The sequence below is a fragment of the Odoribacter laneus YIT 12061 genome, assembly GCF_000243215.1.
Taxonomy (GTDB): domain Bacteria; phylum Bacteroidota; class Bacteroidia; order Bacteroidales; family Marinifilaceae; genus Culturomica; species Culturomica lanea.
The window spans coordinates 179,878-203,725 of record NZ_JH594598.1 but is presented as its reverse complement, the minus strand read 5'-3'; the positions used below and the strand labels follow the sequence as shown (position 1 = coordinate 203,725).

21 protein-coding genes and 1 tRNA gene are annotated in these 23,848 nt (G+C 40.1%); 19 read left to right on the top strand and 3 right to left on the bottom strand.

Translation table 11 applies throughout. The features are described from left to right. Positions 1–117 precede the first annotated feature (117 nt). The 3 genes from rny to HMPREF9449_RS15005 form a co-directional block, all read right to left on the bottom strand. Entirely contained in the window at positions 118–1,653 is a 1,536-nt protein-coding gene (gene rny / locus HMPREF9449_RS15015; RefSeq protein WP_009138121.1) for a ribonuclease Y, read from the bottom strand. A 324-nt stretch (positions 1,654–1,977) separates the two neighbouring features. Next, positions 1,978–2,280: a cell division protein ZapA gene (locus HMPREF9449_RS15010; protein ID WP_009138120.1), complete on the bottom strand. Its 303-nt coding sequence runs from the start codon at positions 2,278–2,280 to the stop codon at positions 1,978–1,980. Position 2,281: 1 nt separating this feature from the next. After that, complete coding sequence (locus HMPREF9449_RS15005) at positions 2,282–2,575, bottom strand: hypothetical protein (protein ID WP_009138119.1); 294 nt, start codon at positions 2,573–2,575, stop codon at positions 2,282–2,284. A gap of 162 nt (positions 2,576–2,737) precedes the next feature. On the opposite strand from HMPREF9449_RS15005, the gene HMPREF9449_RS15000 reads away from it, so the two are divergent. From HMPREF9449_RS15000 to HMPREF9449_RS14910, 19 genes are all read left to right on the top strand, one after another. After that, positions 2,738–4,375 carry a M23 family metallopeptidase gene (locus tag HMPREF9449_RS15000; RefSeq protein WP_009138118.1) on the top strand — a complete coding sequence of 546 codons (1,638 nt, stop codon included), beginning with the start codon at positions 2,738–2,740 and terminating at the stop codon, positions 4,373–4,375. Between the two features lie 91 nt (positions 4,376–4,466). Beyond that, the gene (locus tag HMPREF9449_RS14995; protein ID WP_009138117.1) at positions 4,467–4,733 is read left to right on the top strand and encodes a tetratricopeptide repeat protein; all 267 of its coding nucleotides are present in this window, start codon (positions 4,467–4,469) and stop codon (positions 4,731–4,733) included. Positions 4,734–4,900: 167 nt separating this feature from the next. After that, positions 4,901–6,484 carry a tetratricopeptide repeat protein gene (locus tag HMPREF9449_RS14990; RefSeq protein WP_187118609.1) on the top strand — a complete coding sequence of 528 codons (1,584 nt, stop codon included), beginning with the start codon at positions 4,901–4,903 and terminating at the stop codon, positions 6,482–6,484. Positions 6,485–6,643: 159 nt separating this feature from the next. Then, positions 6,644–7,042: a DUF3244 domain-containing protein gene (locus tag HMPREF9449_RS14985; protein ID WP_009138115.1), complete on the top strand. Its 399-nt coding sequence runs from the start codon at positions 6,644–6,646 to the stop codon at positions 7,040–7,042. 878 nt (positions 7,043–7,920) lie between these two features. After that, positions 7,921–8,418 (top strand): hypothetical protein, encoded by a 498-nt coding sequence (locus tag HMPREF9449_RS14980; RefSeq protein ID WP_009138114.1) that lies wholly within the window; start codon positions 7,921–7,923, stop codon positions 8,416–8,418. Positions 8,419–8,754: 336 nt separating this feature from the next. Next, positions 8,755–8,946 (top strand): 30S ribosomal protein S21, encoded by a 192-nt coding sequence (rpsU, locus tag HMPREF9449_RS14975; protein WP_009138113.1) that lies wholly within the window; start codon positions 8,755–8,757, stop codon positions 8,944–8,946. Positions 8,947–9,088: 142 nt separating this feature from the next. Continuing rightward, the gene (locus tag HMPREF9449_RS14970; RefSeq protein WP_009138112.1) at positions 9,089–9,970 is read left to right on the top strand and encodes a tyrosine-type recombinase/integrase; all 882 of its coding nucleotides are present in this window, start codon (positions 9,089–9,091) and stop codon (positions 9,968–9,970) included. A 19-nt stretch (positions 9,971–9,989) separates the two neighbouring features. After that, complete coding sequence (hpf, locus tag HMPREF9449_RS14965) at positions 9,990–10,289, top strand: ribosome hibernation-promoting factor, HPF/YfiA family (protein WP_009138111.1); 300 nt, start codon at positions 9,990–9,992, stop codon at positions 10,287–10,289. 227 nt (positions 10,290–10,516) lie between these two features. After that, positions 10,517–11,704: an elongation factor Tu gene (tuf, locus tag HMPREF9449_RS14960; RefSeq protein ID WP_009138110.1), complete on the top strand. Its 1,188-nt coding sequence runs from the start codon at positions 10,517–10,519 to the stop codon at positions 11,702–11,704. 44 nt (positions 11,705–11,748) lie between these two features. Further along, positions 11,749–11,821: transfer RNA gene (locus tag HMPREF9449_RS14955), tRNA-Trp, on the top strand. Between the two features lie 72 nt (positions 11,822–11,893). After that, positions 11,894–12,085 (top strand): preprotein translocase subunit SecE, encoded by a 192-nt coding sequence (gene secE, locus HMPREF9449_RS14950; protein ID WP_009138109.1) that lies wholly within the window; start codon positions 11,894–11,896, stop codon positions 12,083–12,085. Positions 12,086–12,102: 17 nt separating this feature from the next. Beyond that, on the top strand, positions 12,103–12,651 hold the full coding sequence (gene nusG / locus HMPREF9449_RS14945) for a transcription termination/antitermination protein NusG (RefSeq protein ID WP_009138108.1): 549 nt from the start codon (positions 12,103–12,105) through the stop codon (positions 12,649–12,651). Positions 12,652–12,676: 25 nt separating this feature from the next. Beyond that, positions 12,677–13,114, top strand: coding sequence for a 50S ribosomal protein L11 (gene rplK, locus HMPREF9449_RS14940; RefSeq protein ID WP_009138107.1), 438 nt, complete (start codon positions 12,677–12,679; stop codon positions 13,112–13,114). Positions 13,115–13,138: 24 nt separating this feature from the next. After that, positions 13,139–13,834 (top strand): 50S ribosomal protein L1, encoded by a 696-nt coding sequence (rplA, locus tag HMPREF9449_RS14935; protein WP_009138106.1) that lies wholly within the window; start codon positions 13,139–13,141, stop codon positions 13,832–13,834. A 29-nt stretch (positions 13,835–13,863) separates the two neighbouring features. Next, complete coding sequence (rplJ, locus tag HMPREF9449_RS14930) at positions 13,864–14,382, top strand: 50S ribosomal protein L10 (RefSeq protein ID WP_009138105.1); 519 nt, start codon at positions 13,864–13,866, stop codon at positions 14,380–14,382. A 44-nt stretch (positions 14,383–14,426) separates the two neighbouring features. Beyond that, the gene (gene rplL / locus HMPREF9449_RS14925) at positions 14,427–14,804 is read left to right on the top strand and encodes a 50S ribosomal protein L7/L12 (protein ID WP_009138104.1); all 378 of its coding nucleotides are present in this window, start codon (positions 14,427–14,429) and stop codon (positions 14,802–14,804) included. Positions 14,805–14,896: 92 nt separating this feature from the next. Further along, positions 14,897–18,709: a DNA-directed RNA polymerase subunit beta gene (gene rpoB / locus HMPREF9449_RS14920; protein ID WP_040612094.1), complete on the top strand. Its 3,813-nt coding sequence runs from the start codon at positions 14,897–14,899 to the stop codon at positions 18,707–18,709. A gap of 85 nt (positions 18,710–18,794) precedes the next feature. Then, complete coding sequence (gene rpoC / locus HMPREF9449_RS14915; protein ID WP_009138102.1) at positions 18,795–23,048, top strand: DNA-directed RNA polymerase subunit beta'; 4,254 nt, start codon at positions 18,795–18,797, stop codon at positions 23,046–23,048. Positions 23,049–23,309: 261 nt separating this feature from the next. After that, positions 23,310–23,624 (top strand): DUF3467 domain-containing protein, encoded by a 315-nt coding sequence (locus tag HMPREF9449_RS14910; RefSeq protein WP_009138101.1) that lies wholly within the window; start codon positions 23,310–23,312, stop codon positions 23,622–23,624. The last annotated feature ends 224 nt before the right edge of the window (positions 23,625–23,848 follow it).

The following is a 23,848-nucleotide window of genomic DNA, read 5'->3' as shown; positions in this document are numbered from 1 at the left end:
TTTTATCTGTTTGGCTAATAAAGAAAGGCGGATACATCTGTTAGGATATATCCGCCTTTTGTTAGAGAAAAGAGTTGAAACGGTCTGAGAGAGAACATTCAAACTCTACAAATTTATCTATTTGGCGTAGGCAATGGCACGGGTTTCCCGGATAACGGTGACTTTTACCTGTCCCGGATAAGTCATTTCATCCTGGATACGTTTAGCGATATCAAAGGAGATTTTTTCGGCTTCGTTGTCCGAAATTTTTTCACTTCCTACCACTACGCGAAGTTCACGTCCGGCTTGAATTGCATACGTTTTTACTACTCCGTTATAAGAGAGGGCCAGATCTTCCATATCTTTCAGGCGTTTGATATAGGATTCGACCACTTCCCGGCGAGCGCCCGGGCGAGCGCCGGAAATCGCATCGCAGGCCTGTACGATGGGGGCGATCAGAGTAGTCATTTCGATTTCTTCGTGATGAGCTCCAATGGCGTTGCAGATATCCGGTTTTTCTTTGTATTTTTCTGCCAATTGCATTCCTAAAATAGCATGTGGTAATTCCGGTTCATCATCCGGCACTTTCCCGATATCGTGTAATAATCCGGCTCTTTTGGCTTTTTTTACATTTAGTCCTAATTCTGCAGCCATGATAGCGCATAAATTAGCTGTTTCCCGGGCATGCTGAAGTAAATTCTGTCCGTAAGAAGAACGGTATTTCATTTTACCGATAAGGCGGATGAGTTCAGGGTGTAAACCGTGTATTCCCAGATCGATCGTCGTGCGTTTCCCGGTTTCGATAATTTCTTCTTCAATTTGTTTTTTTACCTTATTTACAACTTCCTCAATACGGGCGGGATGAATACGTCCATCCGTCACCAGTTGGTGTAAAGATAAGCGGGCGATTTCCCTTCTTACCGGATCGAATCCTGAAAGAACAATGGCTTCCGGGGTATCGTCTACAATAATTTCTACGCCCGTTGCTGCTTCCAAAGCCCGGATATTGCGTCCTTCCCTTCCGATAATGCGTCCTTTGATTTCATCGGAATCAATATGGAAAATTGAAACAGCATTTTCGGTAGCTGTTTCGGTAGCTACGCGTTGTATGGTTTTGATGACAATTTTTTTAGCTTCCGTATTGGCTGTCATTTTGGCTTCTTCCATAATTTCATTTACGTAAGAAACGGCTTCAGCTTCGGCTTCTTCTTTCAGGGAGTTGATCAACTTTTCTTTGGCTTGTTCACCAGACATGCCTGAGATAGCTTCCAACTGTTCAATCTGCTGTTTTTTTAATTTGTCCAGTTCTGCCACTTTCTTTTCCAGTAATTCCTTCTGAACGTCGATGTTAGCTTGTAATACTTGTAAATCTTTGGATTTGCGTTGTATTTCCTCCATCTTCTGAGAGGTGAACGTTTCCTGTTGCTTCAGCTTGTTTTCCGCTATGAGCAATTTGTTATTGCGGGCGGCAGCTTGTTTTTCATGTTCCGCTTTAATTTGGAGGAACTTTTCTTTGGCCTGAAGAATTTTATCCTTTTTGATGACTTCGGCTTCAGCTTCGGCTTCTTTGATAATATTAGCGCTCCTGCGCTTTAGGGAGAGCCGGATCACCACAAAACCGATTACAAAACCAGCAATCAGGGCCACCACCCCTGCTATAATTATATTTGTCATATTATTGAAATTAATTTATTTATAATTAGTATATATTAAGTCATTAATGCAACCTTTTTCTTCAATTATTCTTTTATCACCTTCTTCTTCTGCCAGAACAGCATAAAAAAACCCGCACTATTTCATTTAATAAAACCCCTGTATGACACGGGTAGAGCTGCCATTTGATTCAAACTTCCACTGTCCCGAAGGAACTCCGAAGAGTTGAGGCCTGTTTTCGGCAAATAAAGCATCCGCTCTAATTGTTTGAGTGTTGAGTTTTTCGCTTAAATTCGAAATAATGCGGGAATACCTTTACGAATAATTCAAAGAACGCCTATTTAATTACTCTTTGACGAATTCATCAATTTTTAAATTAATTTTTTCAATTTCACGGATCAATGGTTCGGTATCGTTCCTCTTTTCTGCCTGTATCAGCGCTACTGTATGCTGAAAAGCCGTCAAGTACAGAAAATCCAAAGGATCGGCCTGGGTACCATATTTTGCCTGAAATTTAGAAATCATATCGTTAATACGCTTCGATGCTGTCCGGTAAATCTCTTCCTCTTCCTGACTTTTTGCGATGATCGGGAATTTCTTATTCGCGATGCTGACATTTATCGAAACCGTCGTATCTTTTTCACTCATATCAATTGTTCAAAAGAGCAATACACTTGTCAATCTCCCGCACCAGTTGGTTAATTCGCATTTTCGCCTCGTAACTGCCGTCACTACTGCCTGAAATTGCATTCGCCACTCTGGCTGTTTTTAATTCTTCATTTAAAATCTGGTTCTCACTTTTCAAATTTTCGATTTCCGATAACAGTTGTTGTATCCTGTTTTCCTGATCTCTATTCTTTTCCAGTGAGGATATATATAATTTTATTAATCGTTCAACTTTAAATTTCAGCTCGTTTAAAACGGCATCTTGTCTCTCCGTCATATTTTCAATAACTTGAATGGCTGCCTTGTAAACAGCGCTTATTTTAAAGTATTCACAAAAAGAAATCCTCCGATGTTCTTTTCATGACAAAGATAATTTTTTTTCTTTATATTATCAAGAGTGTTGATATATTTGCAGGAGAATTTATGATGTTTTTAATCCATGAAATATTTTTATCTGTACCGTATTATTGTTTTAATTTTGTTTAATCATTTGTTATTAATTTCGTTATCGGCACAAACGAAAGAAGAGATAACTCCCCTCCGGATACCTCTTTTGTTGAGTGGGAATTTTGGGGAATTGCGGGCTACTCATTTCCATTCGGGGGTGGATTTGAAGACAAAAGGAATTGTCGGGTTGCCGGTGCTTTGTGTGAAGGATGGGAAAGTAGCTCGGGTAAAAGTATCCGCTGTAGGGTATGGAAATGCTTTGTATATAGAGCATCCCGATGGGACCACTACGGTATACGGACATTTACAAAAATTTAACCGCGAAGTAACAGAAGTGGTACGAAGGATTCAGTATGCCAAAGAGTCTTTTGAGATCGATGAAAACCTGTCGGACTATCAGTTGACTTTTCGCAAGGGGGATACCATTGCCTATAGTGGAAATACAGGTTCCTCCGGTGGTCCGCATTTGCATTTTGAATACCGGAATACGGCCACAGAACATACGCTTAATCCTTTACATTATCTGAAAATCCGGGATCATATTGCTCCCCGGATTCGGGTTCTTTATATATATGGTATAGATCAGCAAGGTCGGGTAGGGGTAATACGCAGGTGCGAAGTGAAGAATCTGGGGGACAATAAGTGTATGGTAGCGAAGGCGCAGCTGCCTGCCGGAAAAATCGGAATAGGATTGTATATAACAGATGCAATGAACGGTTCTTGGAATAAGTTGGGCGTTTATAGGTTACAACTTCGTGTCAATGACAGGGAAAGGTTTCGGTTAACGGTAGATTCGGCTGCGTTTGATCAGGGGAATTTGATTAACGGATTGAAAGATTTCCGGCTGTATCGGGATAGGCGTGAGACGGTCTATCGGTGTTTCGGGAGCCATCTATCGTCTTTGATGGGCGTACAATTGGAAGAAGGAGGATCTATTCTTTTGCAACAAGGTGAAACTGTAGAATTGGAAGTTACGGCAGCTGATATATACGGAAATGAGACTCAATTAAACTTTCAACTGACAGGAGGAGTGGCGAAAAGAGAAAAAGCTGGACCGGTATTGACAGCGGGTCAGCCCCATTGGTTAAAGGCCGGGAGTTATTCGTTGCAATTGGGAGAAAAGTCTTTGTTTCATTCTGTCGACCCATTACAGCAAATCGACTCGGCCGGGTGTTTTATCACCTCTTACGAGGAGGAACCCTTATACCAAAAAGCCCGTTTGCATGTTGCCGGAAATTTTGGAGAAAAAGTTATCCTGTGTCGGATCAGTGATAAAGGAAAGCGGGAAGCTTTAGTTACTCAACGGGATAGTGCCGGATTATATAGTTTTGTAAGTCTCTTGGGGAAATATACGGTAGCCGAAGATACCTGTCCGCCTGTAATCGAATACCTGGGCGTGATCGAGGGCCGGATAAAATTTAAAATCCAGGATGAATTTTCCGGTATTCAGTCGTATCGGGGAGAAGTAAATGGTCGTTGGTGTCTGTTTGAATACGATGCGAAGAGTAAAATTTTAAGTTGTCGGAAAAGTGAACCTGCTTTTGTGAGAGGGCACTTGAATCAAATCGTGCTAAAAGTGATAGACCGGGTAGGGAATTGTACAGAAAAAAAGTTGTTTTTAAAGATATAATTCAGAAAAAGGTAGTGGAAAGAAGTCCGTTCTCTTTTTCGGTTTAAATATATTTCTTATTTTTAGACCTCATCATTTTAAGATTGTCATTATGAATGAAAGGATCGAAGGTTTGGTTGCAGAGGGACAGATTACAGAAGCTTTGGCTGAATTGGAAAAATATCCTGTAGAGCAACAAGGAGAAGCTTGGTTATTATATATAGGTGAATTATATTACAAATTGGGAAAAAGTACGGAGGCTTTGAACAGATTCAATGCCGTACTGCGTATAAATCCGGAAAATGCAAAGGCCTTGGCTTATGTAGAAATGATAAATGGAGTGTTAGACTTTTTTTGTAAAGATTTGCTCAATCCTTAATGCTTTTCGCATACCGGCTTTCCTATAGGTGATTTATCGTATTACAAATTTTCCGGTTTATAGAAAATTAGAAGTTTATCGGAAATGAAAATTTTTCTATAAATATGAAAATCTTGGGTGTGTTTTTTATTACCTTTTGTATTTGGTGTTGTTCAAAAGATACGTGTATGGTGTTGCAGAAAGCCGATCAATTTATGGAAACGTATCCGGATAGTGCCTTGTGCTTGTTAGAAACAATCGATACTCGTCAGTTGACTTCGAAAGAAAATGCTTGGTATGCTTTATTGTATACTCAGGCTTTGGATAAAAATCATAAAGTCATTCCCAATGATTCTTTAATTCGTATTGCGGTTGATTATTATTCACATCACCGGGAGGTACAAAAATTGGCTGAAGCCAAGTATTACTGGGGATGTTATTATATGGATGAAGGGCAAAAGGAGGAGGCGATAAAAGTATTTTTGGATGCTGAAAAGATCGCTTTATCCGTAGAAGCTAATAATTTGTTAGGATTAATCTATAATCGAATTGCCATTTTACAAGAGAATCAATTTCGTATCAAGCAAGCCCAAAAGTCTTTTTCCAATTCTGTTTATTATTTTCATAAAGCTAAGAATCTAAAAAATGAAAATATAGCACTTTTAGGAAAGGGGAATATTTTTAGATATACCAAACAATATGATAGCTGTATTTATTATTTAGATAAAGCTTTATGGATGGCGCAGGAGGGAAATGATACTTCTTTACTAGCATTAGGGCATAATTTGAAAGGATATATTTATATGTATACAGGGGATATTCGTTTAGCAAAGCAAGAAGCTTTGGCATCTCTTTGTTTATTACAAGAAAAATCATCTTCTGATTATTATATTTTATTAGGAGATATTTATTTGAAAGAGAATAAGTTGGATAGTGCAGAATATTATATAAAGAAATGTCTAGATAACGTTTTGCAAGAAAAAATTAAGCCAGGGGTTTATGTACGATTGCAAAAAATTAATGAAAAAAAGGGAAATTTTTATCAAGCTTTGGCATTTGCTAAAAAAGTGAGTGCTTTAACAGATTCCATGTATAGGGATTTTAAAAGAAAGTCTGTATGGGAGTTTGAACAAAAATATCGTTATGAGCAATTACAGAGAGAGGCTGCTTTATTAAAAGCGAAAGAAGCGTGGTTGTGGGTAATTGTAATTAGTTTGGGTTCTTTGATAATTATTATTGTGGCCTTGTATCAATATATTGTTGACAAGCGTAAAAGGGAATTGATAACGTATAGATTAAGATTGATGACTTTCGAACATAAGTTAACTGCACAAAAGTGTAACTTATTATTACTTAATGAAAGAGATCAAAAACTGAAAGAAATTGTACAAAGGCGAATTGAAATAACGAAAAAAATCATTGTGGCGACAACATTAAATGGTCGACAAGAAGTTGATTATAAAAAAATACTAACAGATTTATTAGCGGTAGAGAAATGGGAGGAGTTTTGTGAAGGAATAAATATTTTATATGACGGTTTTGTAGAGGAATTAAAAATAAATTATCCGATGTTGACAGATACGGATTTGAAATTATGCTGTTTAACCTGTGCCGGATTTACAACTAAAGAAATCGCTTCTTTTATGCAAGTTATGGATTGTACGATCAATAATCGGCGTTGCGAAATTATGAAGAAAATAGAGAATAGCCGGAAACTAAAATTTAAGGATTTTATAAAAGAGGTTGCTAATAAATGTTCTCTTAGGATGTAATTTTTGTATTTTCTTATTATCAGAAATATATTATCAGATTTTTATAAACAAATTTTACACTTAATGTATAATATTTTTGTAAATGATAATTAATTTTTTCATAATACTTAGTTTTTTCATTTTTTTTGTTTAATTTCAGGCTGTAAAAAAATTATGTTTATGAAAAAAATTGTATTATTTGTATTGTTTAGTTGCTTAGTCGCATGGAGTTATGCACAGGATGATGATGATCCTCCTACTTATGATGAGATATTGATAATAGGTCAACCTGAAATTCCTATACCAGTAGATCAAGTTCCTGTCCCTATTACCGTTATCAAAACTGCTTCGGACATTTCTGTAATGTTTTTAGTACAGATGGATGAAGTATTAATTGAGTTCTTGGATAGCAAAGAGACTGTTGTATTAAAAAAGGTGGTAAAAGGTGATCCTTTGAATCCTGTTGAAATTAACATTGAAGATCTTCCTAACGGAACTTATACAATTCGCTTTACAGAGGTTAAAGCATCTGATAACACTTACGAAGGTTGTTTTGATGTAGCGGGGAATGATGAATAGGCATAAGTGAGACCTTTCGTGAGGAGAAACAATTATATTAAAATTTTAAAAAGGCTGATCATTCGTTATCAGCCTTTTCTTTTTTATGGAATAATAAATTCCCTAAGAGAAGTAAGTTTATAAGAAGAATTTATTTTAATCTGTGAGAGTAAAATCATTCCCAGGAATAATACCTCTTATCCCTAATTTATGAGGGTACTAGAAACGCTCCGAACAGATTGTGATAAATTTGAAAAAATGACAATTGATAGTCTGTGGATTACGAAATGAGGTGTGATAATTGTTTTTAAATTGATCTATCCTATTTGCAATATTTCCATTTACCTTTATTCTCTACCAAAATTGACGCATTATAAAAGGGATTTATGTACATTGTAGGTAATATTAAGAAAATATTACAATATTATGTATATAGATAAATATAGTATGGTGGTATAGCTGCTATTTTACTTTCTCTATTCATAAAATTCCCTTTAAAAAGCTTTAAATATTGGAACGTTTAAGAACGATCCAATAAGTGTAATGTCTGAAAAAAACAGTTTTAATAGTTGTTATAGTACTTGAAGCGTAAAATTTATTGTGGTAGGAAAGGTGAAAATTAAATTTGAAAGAGGGATTGCCTTTTTTATTTTGTCTTGAAAAGACGCACATACATAATTTTGTATATGTTAATTTATTATTTGTTAAATGCAAAATAAGTAAATTTCTGTTAATTGTTTTGTATCTATTAACATTTGTACTTTACATTTTAACTAAACAAGGCATTTTTGCGCAACAAAATCAGCGTTCTATAACAAAATTAAACATTTAGTTTTATTCATGCAGTGAAAAAACATTGTGTGTGACTATTTAAATCCGAAATAAAAATTCTTTTTGTTATGAATGCTAAAATGTTGTTGATCCATTATCCTTATGGATTGAGAATCGTATGTGTGAAAAGTTTGAGTGAAGATTTTATTATTACAAAGTTGAATGAACACGATTATGAGGCGAAGAGTCGTTGGGACAAATATGTGACGGTTCCATACGATTCGGAAGAATACAAAATCGTATTGCATCCTTTGTCACATCTGACGAAACCTCTCAAAGTAAAAGATGTAATAGTGAAGGCATCGGATTTGATTTGCAAAATCATCGCTGAAAGTATGCACTTGTCGTTAGAAGGTGAGGATACTTCGTGGATTATCAAAGCGATTACCGGTTACTTTGAAGATTCTGCAAGTTGTATCTTTTCGAATGAAATTATGCGTCGGGTTTATTACATTTTGCTGACTCTTCATTTCGATATCACCGGTATGATCAAGCGGAACGAGGCAATCAGTGTGGAAGAACTGAAATACGATCCTTACGAATTTGAGTCCGTTCTGATCGATTAAAGATTGAAATGCTTTCCTGTTTTCAAACATTCAAACTTTTTAAACTTTTCTTATTTCGATATTTCAGAAATAAGAAAAAAACGTTTACCTTTGTCATTCTATTTTTTAAAATATAATGTATTATAAATCAATCCGCTTTGAAAGGAGGTGGGCTTATTCCGGGGAAATATAGAGAATTGAAAAGGATGTTTGATCCAGTAAGGATTTTCGCTGTGGGGGATTCCTATGCAGCGGATAACGGTTTATAAAACCGTTTTTGATCTATTTAGGAATAAGTGAGAGGGGAGGAAAGTGTGTTGTATATAAATATGTATTATTAATAAAATTGAAAAAATCATGATTATAGTACCTTTAAAAGAAGGCGAAAATATTGAAAGAGCCTTAAAAAAATTTAAAAGAAAATTTGAGAAAACCGGAATTGTAAAAGAATTAAGAGACCGTCAGGCATTCACCAAACCTTCTATCCGGAATCGTCAGCAGCATTTAAAAGCTGTTTACAAACAGTCTTTACAGATCGCCGAAGATTAAAATTTTATAAACGGGATTTGTTTATTCCGGACGAAAGTTTTATATTTAGGTACGATTTTTAATCAGAAATCGGAGGCTGTGAAGGAAAGCGATGGGCTTTCCGGGAATGGGAAAGATTTTTGAGTGACAGTAGTATAAAATTATGGATATTGCACCCTTTCTGAGTTATCTGGAAAATGTGAAGAGGTATTCGCCTCACACGCTGCTTGCTTATAAGGAAGATTTGGGGCAATTTCTGGACTACTGTGCTACGATCAATGAGGTGAGCGATTTTCCGGATGTTACATCGAAAATGGTACGGGAATGGATGGTGATAGAAATGTCCAAAGGACGTAAGGCTACTACGACTCGGCGAAAGTTGAGTGTCTTACGTACTTTATTTAAATATCTGATGAGGGAGGGGCGATTGGCTGAAGATCCGACGGAGACGATTATCTTGCCGAAGACAGGACGCCGTTTGCCGGTATTTGTACCCGATTATCAGATGGATGAAATATTGGACAGTGAAGATTTGCAGGGAGGTTTTCCGGAAGTGAGGGACAGGTTGGTATTGTTAATGGCTTATTGTACGGGGATGAGGCGGTCAGAGTTAGTGGGATTGAAGATCAGGGATATCGATTTTGCGGGGAAGAGTCTGGTGATTACCGGAAAAGGGAATAAGCAACGCTTGATACCTTTGGCAAATGAACTCATAGCGGATATGCAGGTTTATCTGGAGTTCAGGAAAAAGCAGATAACCCGGGAGCACGGTTATTTTTTTATTACGGATAAAGGAGCTCCTGTCTATGATAAATTCATTTACCGCTTGGTGGTCCGCTGTCTGGGAAAGGTTACGACATCGTCCAAACGTAGTCCGCACGTCCTGCGTCATACTTTTGCGACACAGTTGTTGAATAACGGGGCTTGTATTGAAGCTATCCGGGCTTTGCTGGGTCATTCCGATTTGTCTGCTACGCAGGTTTATACTCATAATTCTTTTGAAAATTTAATTAAGGTGTTTAACCAGGCTCATCCAAGGGCTTAAAATTAAAGGAGGAAATACTATGGAAGTTAAAATTAATCCTGTCGGTTTTTCTGCGAGTTCGCAACTGGAAGATTTCATTCAGAAAAAATTCTCCAAGTTAGAAAAATATTACGACGGTATATTGGGTATTGAAGTTACCTTGAAATTGGAAAAGGATGATCATTTGGAAAACAAAGTCGTTGAGGTGAGTATTCCGATTAAAGGCCAGGATGTTTTTGCAAAGAAAAATGCCAAAAAATTCGAGGAAGCCGTTGACGAACTGTATGATGTTTTAAAGCGTCAGCTTGTAAAAATAAAAGAAAAAGAAAGAGAAAAATAAAGAATAAAGTTTAGAGGGAGATTCAAAAAGAAAGGGTCTATTAAACTCTAAACCATAAACTTTAACTGAAAATAATTTTGTCACACAAAATTATTTTTCTATATTTGCACGCTCGATAATCGGGCTTCTCTGTCGTATCTTATTTAAAAAATTGATAGACAGAACATTGAGAATAAGACACAGATTTTTTGTAATAAATTGTTTAATAATAAAATTGTTTTTGAGTTATGGCTAAAGAAAAGTTTGACAGGTCAAAACCACACGTAAATATCGGTACTATCGGTCACGTTGACCACGGTAAAACAACTTTGACAGCAGCAATTACGAAAGTATTGGCTGAAAAGGGTCTTTCAGAAATAAAATCTTTCGATCAGATTGATAATGCTCCGGAAGAAAAAGAAAGGGGTATTACGATTAATACTTCACACGTTGAATATTCAACGGAGAATCGTCACTATGCTCACGTTGACTGTCCGGGCCACGCAGACTATGTAAAGAACATGGTTACTGGTGCTGCTCAGATGGATGGTGCTATTTTGGTTTGTGCTGCAACTGATGGTCCGATGCCTCAGACCCGTGAACACATTCTTTTAGCTCGTCAGGTAAACGTTCCGAGAATCGTTGTTTTCTTGAATAAAGTGGACATGGTGGATGATCCTGAAATGTTGGAATTGGTAGAGATGGAAGTTCGTGAATTATTGTCTTTCTATCAGTATGACGGTGACAATACTCCGGTTATTTTAGGTTCTGCTTTGGGTGCATTGAATGGAGAAGCAAAATGGGTAGAAAAAGTAATGGAGTTGATGAACGCTGTTGACGAATGGATTCCGCTGCCTCCGCGTGACAATGAAAAACCGTTCTTGATGCCGGTTGAAGACGTATTCTCTATTACAGGTCGTGGTACGGTTGCTACAGGTCGTATTGAAACAGGTATCGTACATGTAGGTGACGAATTGGAAATTATCGGTTTGGGTGCTGACGGTAAGAAAACTGTTTGTACCGGAGTAGAAATGTTCCGTAAATTGTTGGATGAAGGAGAAGCTGGAGATAACGTTGGTTTATTACTTCGTGGTATCGATAAGAACGAAATCAAACGGGGTATGGTGCTGGCAAAACCGGGTTCTGTTAAACCGCACAGCAAATTCAAAGCTGAGGTTTATATCCTGAAGAAAGAAGAAGGGGGCCGTCACACTCCGTTCCACAACAAATACAGACCGCAGTTCTATTTACGTACAATGGACGTAACGGGAGAAATTACCTTACCGGAAGGAACTGAAATGGTAATGCCGGGAGATAACGTAACCATCACTGTTGAGTTGTTGACTCCGGTAGCTTGTTCACTGGGTTTGCGTTTCGCTATCCGTGAAGGTGGACGTACCGTAGGTGCTGGTCAGATTACCGAAATCATAGAATGATCCTTCTATAGAAATTTGAGGTCGGCAGGTGCCGACCTCCGTTTACGGATGTAGCTCAGTCGGTAGAGCATCGGTCTCCAAAACCGAGTGTCGGGAGTTCGAGTCTCTCCATCCGTGCAAAAAGTATTAAATTTTAAATTTTGAATTGTCTGTCAAATACAATTTGAAATCTACAATCTAGAGTCTAAAATGAATATTAAAGGTTATTTCGCAGACGTATACAGCGAATTGGTCAATAAAGTGTCTTGGCCAACTTGGTCAGAACTCCAGAGTAGTGCTACGATTGTAATGATTGCTTCCGTCATTATAGCGATTGGCATTTTTATCATGGATGTCGTATTCAGACACATACTGACTTTTATTTATCAGTTGTTTTATTAATAATCCGAAAAACTAAGATGGCAGAAATTGTAAAGAAATGGTATGTCCTTCGGGTAATTGGTGGAAAAGAGAAGAAGGTGAAGGAATATATCGAAAGTGAAATTGCCAGTTTGGGGCTTCAGGATTACGTTTCTCAGGTTTTGATACCTACCGAGAAGATTTATCAGGTGCGTAACGGAAAAAAAATCAGCAAAGAGCGGAATTTCTTTCCGGGATACGTTATGATTGAGGCTGCCTTAGTTGGTGAAATTCCCCACATGCTTCGTGATATCACGAATGTAATTGGCTTCCTGGGGGAGACCAAAGGAGGTGATCCGGTGCCTATGCGTTTAGCAGAAGTAAACCGAATTCTTGGGAAAGTAGACGAGCTTGCGGAACAACCGGAAGAAGTAAGTATTCCTTATTTCGTGGGCGAATCCGTAAAAGTTACGGACGGACCGTTCAACGGTTTTACCGGTGTGATAGAGGAGGTAAATAGCGATAAGAAGAGATTGAAAGTAATTGTCAAGATTTTCGGTCGTAAAACACCACTCGAATTGAGTTTCATGCAGGTAGAAAAAGAATAATTAATTTTTTGAGAAGAAAAAAATCATGGCAAAAGAAGTTGAAGCTCTTATAAAGCTACAGATTAAAGCTGGTGCCGCTAATCCTTCTCCCCCTGTGGGCCCTGCATTGGGTTCTAAAGGAGTCAACATCATGGACTTCTGTAAACAGTTTAATGCAAGGACTCAGGATCAGGCAGGAAAGATTATTCCGGTAATTATTCAGGTTTATGGTGATAAGTCTTTTGATTTTATAACCAAACAACCTCCTGTTGCTGTTCAACTTTTGGAAGTGACAAAACTCAAATCCGGTTCTGCAGAGCCCAACCGTAAAAAGGTGGCTTCTATTTCCTGGGAACAGGTAAAACAGATTGCAGAAGGGAAAATGAGCGATTTGAATGCTTTCCAAATTGAAAAAGCAATGAGCATGGTAGCTGGAACTGCCAGAAGTATGGGGATCACCGTTGAAGGTGAGAAACCTTTTTAATGAATTTGTAATACTTCAAACGTAATGAGTAAACTGACAAAAAATAAGAAGTTAGCTTTAGAAAAAATCGAAAATGGTAAAGTATATACCATTGAAGAAGCTGCTAAACTTGTGAAAGAGATTACTTTTACTAAGTTTGATGCGTCAGTTGACATGGACGTTCGTCTGGGAGTAGACCCGCGTAAGGCCAATCAAATGGTGCGTGGAGTCGTTACCTTACCTCACGGTACCGGTAAAGAAGTCCGGGTTTTAGTACTTTGTACGCCGGATAAGGCAGAAGAAGCTAAGGCTGCCGGAGCCGATTATGTAGGCTTGGATGAGTATATTGAAAAGTTGAAATCAGGTTGGACCGATATCGACATCATTATCACTATGCCTTCTATCATGGGTAAAATTGGTGCTTTAGGACGAATTTTAGGTCCGCGTGGATTGATGCCTAACCCGAAAAGCGGAACAGTAACAATGGATATTGCGAAAGCCGTAACAGAGGTGAAGCAGGGAAAAATTGATTTTAAAGTTGACAAGTTTGGTATAGTACACACTTCTATTGGGAAAGTGAACTTTGATGCAGATAAAATTAAAGATAATGCTCGTGAATTCATGAACGTTATCCAGAAACTGAAACCGTCTTCTGCAAAAGGTACCTATGTGAAGAGTGTGTTCCTGTCAAGTACAATGAGTCCCGGTATTAAATTAGACCTTAAGTCATTACTTGATTAATTATTAACCTTTAAAAGGACCTTTGTAGAATGAAAAGGGAAGAAAAACAAGTAATCATAGACAGTTTAACCGAGCAGATTAAATCATACAAACATTTGTATGTAAGTGACATTTCAGAATTGGATGCCGCTGCGACTCAGGATTTGCGTAAAGAATGTTTTAAAGCAGGGATCAAATTAATACAAGTAAAAAATACTTTGTTAAGAGTAGCCCTCGACGGACTGGAAAACAATTATGAAGAACTCTACGGTTCTCTGGCTGGTTCCAGCGCTGTTATGCTTTCTGAAACAGGAAACGCTCCTGCGAAATTGATTAAAGAGTTCCGTAAGAGCCACGACAAACCTGTGCTTAAGGCTGCTTTTGTGGAAGAATGTGTCTATGTAGGTGAAGACCAGTTGGATACTCTTGTTAGCATTAAATCTAAAGAAGAATTGCTGGGAGATATTATCTTACTGTTGCAATCGCCGATGCAAAAACTTATCTCTTCTTTGGAATCAGGGAAGAATACTATCGGAGGCGTGTTGAAAACGCTGGAAGATAGAGCATAATTTTATTTTTATCAGAGTAAGAAACAATTTAAATAATTATCGAAATGGCAGATTTGAAAAAACTTGCAGAGGAATTAGTAAACCTGACTGTAAAAGACGTAAAAGAATTAGCTGACATCTTAAAAGAAGAATATGGTATCGAACCTGCAGCTGCTGCTGCTGTTGTTGCTGCTCCTGCTGCCGGCGCTGCTGGTGGAGCTGCTGCTGAACAAACAGAGTTCGATGTAATCCTGAAATCAGCTGGTGCTGCTAAATTAGGTGTGGTTAAATTAGTAAAAGAACTCACCGGTCTTGGACTGAAGGAAGCTAAGGAATTAGTAGACAAAGCTCCGGCTCCTTTGAAAGAAAAAGTTTCTAAAGAAGAAGCTGCACAATTGAAAGCTCAACTGGAAGAAGCAGGAGCTGAAGTTGAACTTAAATAGTTATAGGACCCTCGGGTTTTAAAGGTTTAGAGTCATTTTTGACTCTAAACCGTTTTGTTGTTATTATTGTTTAGGTTCCAAAAAATTAATAGATGTCTTCAAATCATTCAAATAAAAGAATAAGCTTTGCATCCATAAAAAATCAGTTGGAATACCCTGATTTTCTTGAGATACAACTAAAGTCATTCAAGGACTTTTTTCAATTGGGTACTACTCCCGAAAATAGAAAAAACGAAGGCCTTTACACCGTTTTTAAAGAAAATTTTCCCATTACCGACACCCGGAATAATTTCGTGTTGGAATTTTTGGATTATTTTATTGACCCTCCCCGCTATACCATTGACGAATGTCTGGAACAGGGATTGACATACGGTGCGCCGTTGAAGGCAAAACTGAAGCTGTATTGTACGGATCCTGAACACGAGGATTTTGATACAGTCATCGAGGATGTATACCTCGGAAATGTTCCTTATATGACCCCTAAAGGAACATTTGTTATCAATGGAGCCGAGCGGGTGATTGTGTCTCAGTTACACCGATCTCCCGGCGTGTTTTTCGGACAAAGCGTTCACGCGAATGGGACTAAACTTTATTCTGCCAGAATTATCCCTTTCAAAGGTTCCTGGATCGAATTCGCTACAGACATCAACAATGTGATGTATGCCTATATCGACCGGAAAAAGAAGTTGCCTGTAACTACTCTTTTGAGAGCTATCGGCTTTGAAACAGATAAGGATATCCTGCAGATTTTTGATCTGGCAGACGAAGTGAATGTTTCTAAATCGGGATTGAAAAAAGTCGTTGGCCGACGCTTGGCTGCTCGTGTTTTGAAGACGTGGGTGGAGGATTTTGTGGATGAAGATACCGGTGAAGTGGTTTCTATCGAACGAAATGAAATCATCGTGGACCGGGAAACGGTACTGGAAAATGAACATATCGATGCAATTGTAGAATCGGGAGCTAAAACGATTCTGTTGCATAAAGAAAAACAAAATCTGGCAGATTATGCCATTATATATAATACGCTGCAAAAAGATCCGTGTAATTCGGAAAAAGAAGCAGTGCTCCATATTTATAGACAACTACGTAGTTCCGAGCCGCCTGATGAAGCGACAGCCCGGGACGTTATCGATAAGTTGTTTTTCTCCGATAAACGTTACGACCTCGGAGATGTGGGACGTTATAAGCTGAATAAAAAATTAGGGCTTGCTACCGACCCATCTGTCCGGATACTGACGAAAGAGGATATTATCGAAATTATCAAATACCTGATCAAATTGCTGAATGCAAGGACAGATGTGGATGATATCGACCACTTGAGTAATCGGCGCGTACGTACTGTAGGGGAACAATTGTACAATCAGTTCGGCGTCGGATTGGCCCGAATGGCCCGTACGATACGGGAACGTATGAATGTGAGGGATAATGAAGTGTTTACTCCGGTAGACCTGATTAATTCGAAGATTCTTTCTTCTGTCATTAATTCTTTCTTCGGAACAAATGCTTTGTCTCAGTTTATGGACCAGACGAATCCGCTGGCTGAGATAACCCATAAACGCCGTATGTCGGCATTGGGACCTGGCGGTTTGTCCCGGGACCGGGCCGGTTTCGAAGTACGTGACGTGCATTATACGCATTACGGCCGTCTGTGTCCGATCGAAACTCCGGAAGGTCCGAATATCGGTTTGATTTCTTCTCTTTGTGTATATGCAAAGATTAATGAACTTGGATTTATCGAGACCCCTTACCGGAAGGTAGAAAATGCTGTGGTGGATCTTTCTGCGGAAGGAGTGAAATATTTGTCGGCAGAAGAAGAAGAAGGGCTGGTCATTGCACAGGCAAATGCTAAGGTGGGGGAAAACGGTCATTTCGTAAATAAACGGGCCAAATCCCGTAAGGACGGAGATTTCCCGGTGGAAGAAGTGGAAAAGGTGGATTTGATAGACGTAGCACCGAACCAGATTGCTTCTATCGCCGCCTCTTTGATTCCTTTCCTGGAGCATGACGATGCCAACCGGGCCTTGATGGGTTCTAACATGATGCGTCAGGCTGTGCCCATTATCAAACCGGAGGCTCCGATTGTCGGAACCGGCTTGGAGGGAAATCTGATCAAAGATTCCCGTACGCAGATCGTTGCTGAGGGGAATGGAGTGGTAGAAGCTGTGGATGGTCGCCGGATTGTGATCAAATACGACCAAACGGAAGAAGAACGCTTTGTCTGCTTTGACGGAGATACAAAGGAATATATTTTACCGAAATATAAACGAACCAACCAGAGTACGACAATTACGCTGCGTCCTATTGTCAAGAGAGGACAACGGGTGGAAGAAGGACAAATCCTGACAGAGGGGTATTCTTCAGAAGGCGGGGAATTGGCGCTGGGGCGTAACCTGAAGGTGGCTTATATGCCTTGGAAAGGTTATAATTATGAGGATGCTATCGTGATCTCCGAGAACATTGTGCGGAATGATGTATTTACTTCCGTACATGTGGATGAATATTCTTTGGAAGTGCGGGAGACAAAGCGGGGATTGGAAGAATTGACGGCAGATATTCCGAATGTAAGTGAAGATGCCACCAAGGACCTGGACGAAAACGGAATGATCCGGATTGGTGCCCGTGTAGAACCGGGAGACATCCTGATCGGAAAGATTACTCCGAAAGGAGAGTCTGATCCTAGTCCGGAGGAAAAATTGCTGAGGGCGATTTTCGGAGATAAGGCCGGAGATGTGAAAGATGCTTCTCTGAAAGCTTCTCCTTCGCTGAGAGGAGTGATTATCGATAAGAAATTATTCCAGCGTACGATTGGCGACCGGAAGTCGAAGGCTGCCGGGAAAACCATATTGAATGAGATTGACGAACAATTTGAACGCAAAGTCGGCGATTTGAATACTTTATTGATTGATAAAGTATTTGAATTGGTGAACGGAAAGACTTCTCAAGGGGTTAAGAACTACCTGAACGAAGATGTCATAGGCAAGGGAGTGAAGTTTACAATGAAGAATTTGCAAAATCTGAACTACCTGGAAGTGAATCCGAACAAATGGACGACCGATAAGCAGAAAAATGATATGGTCCGCGATTTGCTGCATAATTATGTCATCAAATACAAGGAAATCGAGGGACAGATGAAGCGTAAGAAATATAATGCTACTGTAGGGGACGAATTGCCTGCCGGTATTATTAAGATGGCGAAAGTTTATGTAGCGAAGAAGCGTAAATTGCAGATCGGGGATAAGATGGCCGGACGTCATGGGAACAAAGGTATTGTTTCCCGTGTGGTAAGGGTAGAAGATATGCCGTTCCTAGCAGATGGAACGCCAGTAGACATTTGTCTGAATCCGTTGGGTGTACCTTCCCGTATGAACTTGGGACAGGTATTCGAAGCTGTATTGGGCTGGGCCGGTAAGGAATTGGGATTGAAGTTTGCTACTCCGATTTTTGACGGAGCCAGTCTGGAAGATATCAACGCTTATACAGATAAAGCCGGTGTACCGAGATTCGGGACCACTTATTTGTATGACGGAGGTACGGGAGAGCGTTTCGACCAGCCGGCAACTGTAGGGGTGACCTATATGCTGAAACTGGGACATATGGTAGATGATAAGATGCATGCCCGTTCCATCGGACCGTATTCATTGATTACCCAGCAACCTTTGGGAGGTAAAGCCCAATTCGGTGGTCAGCGTTTCGGAGAAATGGAGGTTTGGGCCCTGGAAGCATTCGGTGCATCGCATATCCTGCAGGAAATCCTGACGGTGAAGTCGGATGATGTAGTCGGAAGAACCAAGACTTATGAACATATTGTGAAGGGGGAACCTATGCCTACACCGGGATTGCCCGAATCTTTCAATGTGTTGTTGCATGAGTTAAGAGGACTCGGATTAAGCGTTAATTTGATATAAAAAGTTAAAGGGCAAAAGTTAAAGGGCGAAGGATATTCCGGGGCCCTTTCAACTTTCGGCTTTCGACATATAACGAAGTTATAATATGGCCTTTAGAAAAGATAGTAATACAAATAAGCCTAAAAGCTTTACAAAAATAGCAATCGGTTTGGCATCTCCGGAAGAGATTCTGGAACATTCCAGCGGACAGGTACTCAAACCGGAGACAATCAACTACCGTACGTATAAACCGGAACGCGACGGTTTATTCTGTGAACGGATTTTCGGTCCGGTAAAAGATTACGAATGTCATTGCGGAAAGTATAAACGCATTCGTTATAAAGGGATTGTTTGCGACCGTTGTGGGGTAGAAGTGACGGAGAAAAAAGTACGTAGGGAACGCATGGGGCATATTCAATTGGTTGTACCTGTTGCTCACATCTGGTATTTCAAGTCTTTGCCCAATAAGATCGGTTATCTTTTAGGATTGCCGTCTAAGAAACTGGATTCCGTGATTTATTATGAGCGGTATGTAGTTGTTCAGCCCGGTATTTTAGCTGAAAAAGGAATCAATCAGCTGGATTTTCTGACGGAAGAGGAATACATCGATTTGGTGGATGCTTTACCGGCAGATAATCAGCATTTGGACGACGATGATCCGAATAAGTTCATTGCCAAAATGGGAGCTGAAGCGATCGGTATGTTGCTGGAAAGATTGAATCTGGATGATCTGTCGTATGAATTGCGTCACAAGGCAAATACGGAGACTTCCCAACAGCGTAAAAACGAAGCATTGAAGCGTTTGCAGGTGGTAGAGGCTTTCCGGGAAAGCAAAGAAGTGAATAAACCGGAATGGATGATCGTTAAAGTGTTGGCTGTTATTCCGCCGGAACTGCGTCCTTTGGTGCCGCTGGACGGTGGCCGTTTTGCTACTTCCGATCTGAATGATTTGTATCGGCGGGTAATTATCCGGAATAACCGTTTGAAACGATTGATAGAAATCAAAGCTCCGGATGTTATTTTACGAAATGAAAAACGTATGCTGCAGGAGGCTGTCGATTCTCTTTTCGACAATTCCCGTAAATCCAATGCAGTAAAAATTGAAAATAACCGGCCCTTAAAGTCGTTGTCCGACAGTTTAAAAGGAAAACAAGGACGTTTTCGTCAGAATTTGTTGGGTAAACGTGTCGACTATTCCGCCCGTTCGGTTATTGTCGTAGGACCTGATTTGAAAATGCACGAATGCGGTTTGCCGAAAGATATGGCAGCCGAATTATATATGCCGTTTATTATCCGTAAGTTGATTGAACGCGGAATTGTAAAAACGGTGAAGAGTGCCAAGAAAATTGTTGACCGCCGTGATCCGGTGGTATGGGATATTCTGGAAAATGTACTGAAAGGGCATCCGGTATTATTAAACCGTGCTCCGACTTTGCACCGTTTGGGTATTCAGGCTTTTCAGCCGAAGCTGATAGAAGGGAAAGCCATCCGTTTGCATCCACTGGCTTGTACCGGTTTTAATGCCGACTTCGACGGCGACCAGATGGCTGTGCATTTGCCCTTAGGGAATGAGGCCATTTTGGAAGCTCAGATTCTGATGCTTTGTGCGCATAATATTTTAAATCCGGCTAACGGAGCTCCGATTACCGTGCCTTCCCAGGATATGGTATTGGGATTGTATTATATCACCAAGCCCAAAAAAGGCGCCAAGGGAGAAGGATTGAAATTTTATTCTCCGGAGGAAGTCATTATCGCCTTGAATGAGAATGCGGTGGATCTGCACGCTCTGATCAGTGTGAAGATTGACGATATCGATAAGGACGGGAACCCGATCCGGCATATGGTGGAAACGACTGTGGGACGGGTGATTCTGAATCAATATACCCCGAAGAATTTCCCCTTTATCAATACTTTAATTACGAAGAAAGCGTTGAGGGATATCATCGGGGATGTATTTAAAAAATGCGGAGTAGATGTTACGGCCAAGTTTTTGGATGATATTAAGGATTTAGGATACCTGAAGGCTTTCGAAGGTGGTCTGTCGTTCAATCTGGAAGATGTCATTATTCCTGTGGAAAAAGATGCTCTTTTAAAAGAAGGGTATGAACAGGTAGAAGAGGTGATGAATAACTATAATATGGGTTTCATCACCAACAATGAAAGATACAACCAGATAATTGATATCTGGACGCATGTAAATGCTAATTTGACCTCTACGTTGATGAAGCAGTTAGCTGCCGACAAGCAGGGATTTAACTCCATTTATATGATGTTGGATTCGGGAGCCCGTGGTTCCCGGGAACAGATCCGGCAGTTAGGGGGAATGCGTGGATTGATGGCTAAACCGCAAAAATCCGGAGCTACGGGAGGACAGATCATCGAGAACCCGATTCTGGCAAACTTTAAGGAAGGATTGTCGGTATTGGAATATTTTATTTCTACTCACGGTGCCCGTAAAGGTTTGGCCGATACTGCCTTGAAAACGGCTGATGCCGGTTATTTGACCCGTCGTTTGGTCGATGTGGCCAATGATATCACCATTACCGAGGAAGATTGCGGTACGTTGAGAGGAGTGACGATTGCTGCCATTAAGAATAATGAAGAAGTCGTATCTTCTCTGTATGAGAGAATTTTGGGACGCGTGTCTGTACACGATATTTATCATCCGCATTCGGGTGAATTACTGGTGAGATCCGGAGAGGAAATTACCGAAAGTATTGCCGAAGCTATTGAAAATTCTCCGATAGAACGGGTAGAAGTTCGTTCTGTGCTGACTTGTGAGGCGAAGAAAGGAGTTTGTGCAAAATGTTACGGACGTAATTTAGCAACGGGGCGGCTTGTCGAGAAAGGAGAAGCTGTAGGGACCATTGCTGCTCAGTCTATCGGTGAGCCGGGAACACAGTTGACCTTGAGAACATTCCACGTGGGAGGTACTGCAGGTAATATTTCTACGGAAAACTCTCTGCGGGCGAAGTACGACGGAGTGGTAGAATTCGAGGAAATGCGTTCCGTAGAATATGTACAGGAGAACGGACAGAAATGTGATGTGGTTGTCGGGCGTTTGACAGAACTGCGCATGATTGATAAGAATACCAATATTGTATTGGTAACGCATAATATTCCTTATGGTGCCAAGGTATTTGTAAAAAATGGGGCTGAGGTAAAGAAAGGCGATTTGATTTGCGAATGGGATCCGTTCAATGCTTTGATCATCACCGAATTTACAGGTACAATCGGTACGGAAAATTTGATTGAAGGAGAAACCTATAAAGAGGAATCGGACGAAACAACCGGTTTCCGGGAAAAAGTGATTACCGAATTTAGGGATAGAACCAAAGCGCCGGCTATTTTAATTCTGGATGCTAAAAAAGAAGTCCTGAAGAGCTATAACTTACCGGTAGGAGCACATATTGTTGTGAAAGAAGGAGACGCTGTGGTAGCAGGTAATACAATTGTGAAAATTCCGAGAGCAGTAGGTAAGGCAGGGGATATTACGGGAGGTCTGCCTCGGGTAACCGAATTGTTTGAAGCCCGTAACCCGTCAAACCCGGCTGTGGTTTCTGAAATCGACGGAGAAGTTACTTATGGTAAGATCAAACGAGGTAACCGGGAGATTATCATAACTTCTAAAGCCGGAGAAGTGAAGAAATATCTGGTTTCCTTGACCAAACAGATCTTGGTGCAAGAGAATGACTACGTTCGTGCCGGTACGCCTTTGTCCGACGGTGCGATTACGCCGACGGATATTTTGAATATCGAGGGTCCGATAAAAGTACAGGAATATATCGTAAATGAAGTACAGGATGTATACCGGATGCAGGGTGTGAAGATCAACGATAAGCATTTTGAGATCATCGTTCATCAAATGATGCGTAAAGTGCTCATTCAGGATTCCGGCGATACTCGTTTCTTGGAAAATCAGATTGTCGACAAAAATGAATTCATGGAAGAAAACGATGAAATGTTCGGCAAAAAGGTGGTTTTGGAGGCTGGAGATTCTGATCGGGTAAAACCGGGACAAATCATTTCCGCCCGTACGCTACGGGATATCAACTCGCAGCTGAAACGCCGCGATATGAAAATCGTGCAAGCCAGAGATGCTGTACCCGCTACTTCTGCACAAGTATTGCAGGGAATTACCCGGGCAGCTTTGCAGACGTCCAGCTTTATATCGGCTGCATCCTTCCAGGAGACGACGAAAGTATTGAATGAAGCTGCAATCTACGGAAAAGTCGATCCGCTCGAAGGATTGAAAGAAAACGTCATTTGCGGTCACTTGATACCGGTAGGAACCGGAATGAAAGAGTTCAAGGGCTTAGTTGTCGGTTCGAAAGAAGAAATGGAAAAAATGACCAAATAAAAGAAACGCCTCAGCAATGAGGCGTTTTTTTATGATCCCCGGAATCTCCTCAACCTCTTCTTGAAAATCCGGAGAAAAATCTGTAATTTTGAAAGATAAAAGTAAAAATGTTCACAAGAAAGAGGGAACATTCGGAAGACCAGGGCTTTCGTTCCATTAAGCGACAAAGCATCTAGCGGCTTTTGCTGAAAATACCATTCTTATAACAGAACATTTGTACTTTTTAAACGCTTTTACCTTTTCACATTTAAACCAATTTTTATGGAAGAAAATAAACAACAAATAGATATAGAATTGAGTCACGATATTGCTCAGGGAATTTATGCCAACCTGGCGATTATCACTCATTCCAGTTCTGAATTTATCCTGGATTTTGTGCGGGTAGTGCCCGGTGTACCAAAAGCAGAAGTGAAAAGTCGTATCATCATGTCGCCTGAACATGCCAAACGCCTCCTGTGGGCATTGCAGGATAATATCCGAAAATACGAACAGACCTATCGGAAAATTACCCTTCCGGAAGAACCCCAGAATCCTCCGGTATTCCCCTTGGATCTGGAGCCTCACGGGCAAGCCTGAATCCGACAGAGGACGGTTCTTTTGTCACGGAATGTTGTCAGCTACTCCTCAGTTCAGTTCGCATACTAAAGTTTTCGTTCGTTATTCGTCCGGTTTTCCGGACGTTTCTATTTTTATAAACTCTCTCTTTCAATAGTACTTTCCGTATATTTCTTCAAGAGTTCACAACCTCCCTTTTGTATGGGCTTTTCGTATTTCTATAGTTAAAAATTTGCCTTCTAGCC

What these genes read in the sequence shown, in the direction of transcription:
- HMPREF9449_RS14990 (WP_187118609.1), top strand. Translation starts at nt 4,901, where the DNA reads ATGGTGTTGCAGAAAGCCGATCAATTTATGGAAACGTATCCGGATAGT.
- rpsU (WP_009138113.1), top strand. Translation starts at nt 8,755, where the DNA reads ATGATTATAGTACCTTTAAAAGAAGGCGAAAATATTGAAAGAGCCTTA.
- tuf (WP_009138110.1), top strand. Translation starts at nt 10,517, where the DNA reads ATGGCTAAAGAAAAGTTTGACAGGTCAAAACCACACGTAAATATCGGT.
- HMPREF9449_RS14985 (WP_009138115.1), top strand. Translation starts at nt 6,644, where the DNA reads ATGAAAAAAATTGTATTATTTGTATTGTTTAGTTGCTTAGTCGCATGG.
- secE (WP_009138109.1), top strand. Translation starts at nt 11,894, where the DNA reads ATGAATATTAAAGGTTATTTCGCAGACGTATACAGCGAATTGGTCAAT.
- hpf (WP_009138111.1), top strand. Translation starts at nt 9,990, where the DNA reads ATGGAAGTTAAAATTAATCCTGTCGGTTTTTCTGCGAGTTCGCAACTG.
- rpoB (WP_040612094.1), top strand. Translation starts at nt 14,897, where the DNA reads ATGTCTTCAAATCATTCAAATAAAAGAATAAGCTTTGCATCCATAAAA.
- nusG (WP_009138108.1), top strand. Translation starts at nt 12,103, where the DNA reads ATGGCAGAAATTGTAAAGAAATGGTATGTCCTTCGGGTAATTGGTGGA.
- HMPREF9449_RS14980 (WP_009138114.1), top strand. Translation starts at nt 7,921, where the DNA reads ATGAATGCTAAAATGTTGTTGATCCATTATCCTTATGGATTGAGAATC.
- rplL (WP_009138104.1), top strand. Translation starts at nt 14,427, where the DNA reads ATGGCAGATTTGAAAAAACTTGCAGAGGAATTAGTAAACCTGACTGTA.
- rny (WP_009138121.1), bottom strand. Translation starts at nt 1,653, where the DNA reads ATGACAAATATAATTATAGCAGGGGTGGTGGCCCTGATTGCTGGTTTT.
- HMPREF9449_RS14995 (WP_009138117.1), top strand. Translation starts at nt 4,467, where the DNA reads ATGAATGAAAGGATCGAAGGTTTGGTTGCAGAGGGACAGATTACAGAA.
- HMPREF9449_RS14970 (WP_009138112.1), top strand. Translation starts at nt 9,089, where the DNA reads ATGGATATTGCACCCTTTCTGAGTTATCTGGAAAATGTGAAGAGGTAT.
- rplJ (WP_009138105.1), top strand. Translation starts at nt 13,864, where the DNA reads ATGAAAAGGGAAGAAAAACAAGTAATCATAGACAGTTTAACCGAGCAG.
- rpoC (WP_009138102.1), top strand. Translation starts at nt 18,795, where the DNA reads ATGGCCTTTAGAAAAGATAGTAATACAAATAAGCCTAAAAGCTTTACA.
- HMPREF9449_RS14910 (WP_009138101.1), top strand. Translation starts at nt 23,310, where the DNA reads ATGGAAGAAAATAAACAACAAATAGATATAGAATTGAGTCACGATATT.
- HMPREF9449_RS15005 (WP_009138119.1), bottom strand. Translation starts at nt 2,575, where the DNA reads ATGACGGAGAGACAAGATGCCGTTTTAAACGAGCTGAAATTTAAAGTT.
- HMPREF9449_RS15000 (WP_009138118.1), top strand. Translation starts at nt 2,738, where the DNA reads ATGAAATATTTTTATCTGTACCGTATTATTGTTTTAATTTTGTTTAAT.
- rplK (WP_009138107.1), top strand. Translation starts at nt 12,677, where the DNA reads ATGGCAAAAGAAGTTGAAGCTCTTATAAAGCTACAGATTAAAGCTGGT.
- HMPREF9449_RS15010 (WP_009138120.1), bottom strand. Translation starts at nt 2,280, where the DNA reads ATGAGTGAAAAAGATACGACGGTTTCGATAAATGTCAGCATCGCGAAT.
- rplA (WP_009138106.1), top strand. Translation starts at nt 13,139, where the DNA reads ATGAGTAAACTGACAAAAAATAAGAAGTTAGCTTTAGAAAAAATCGAA.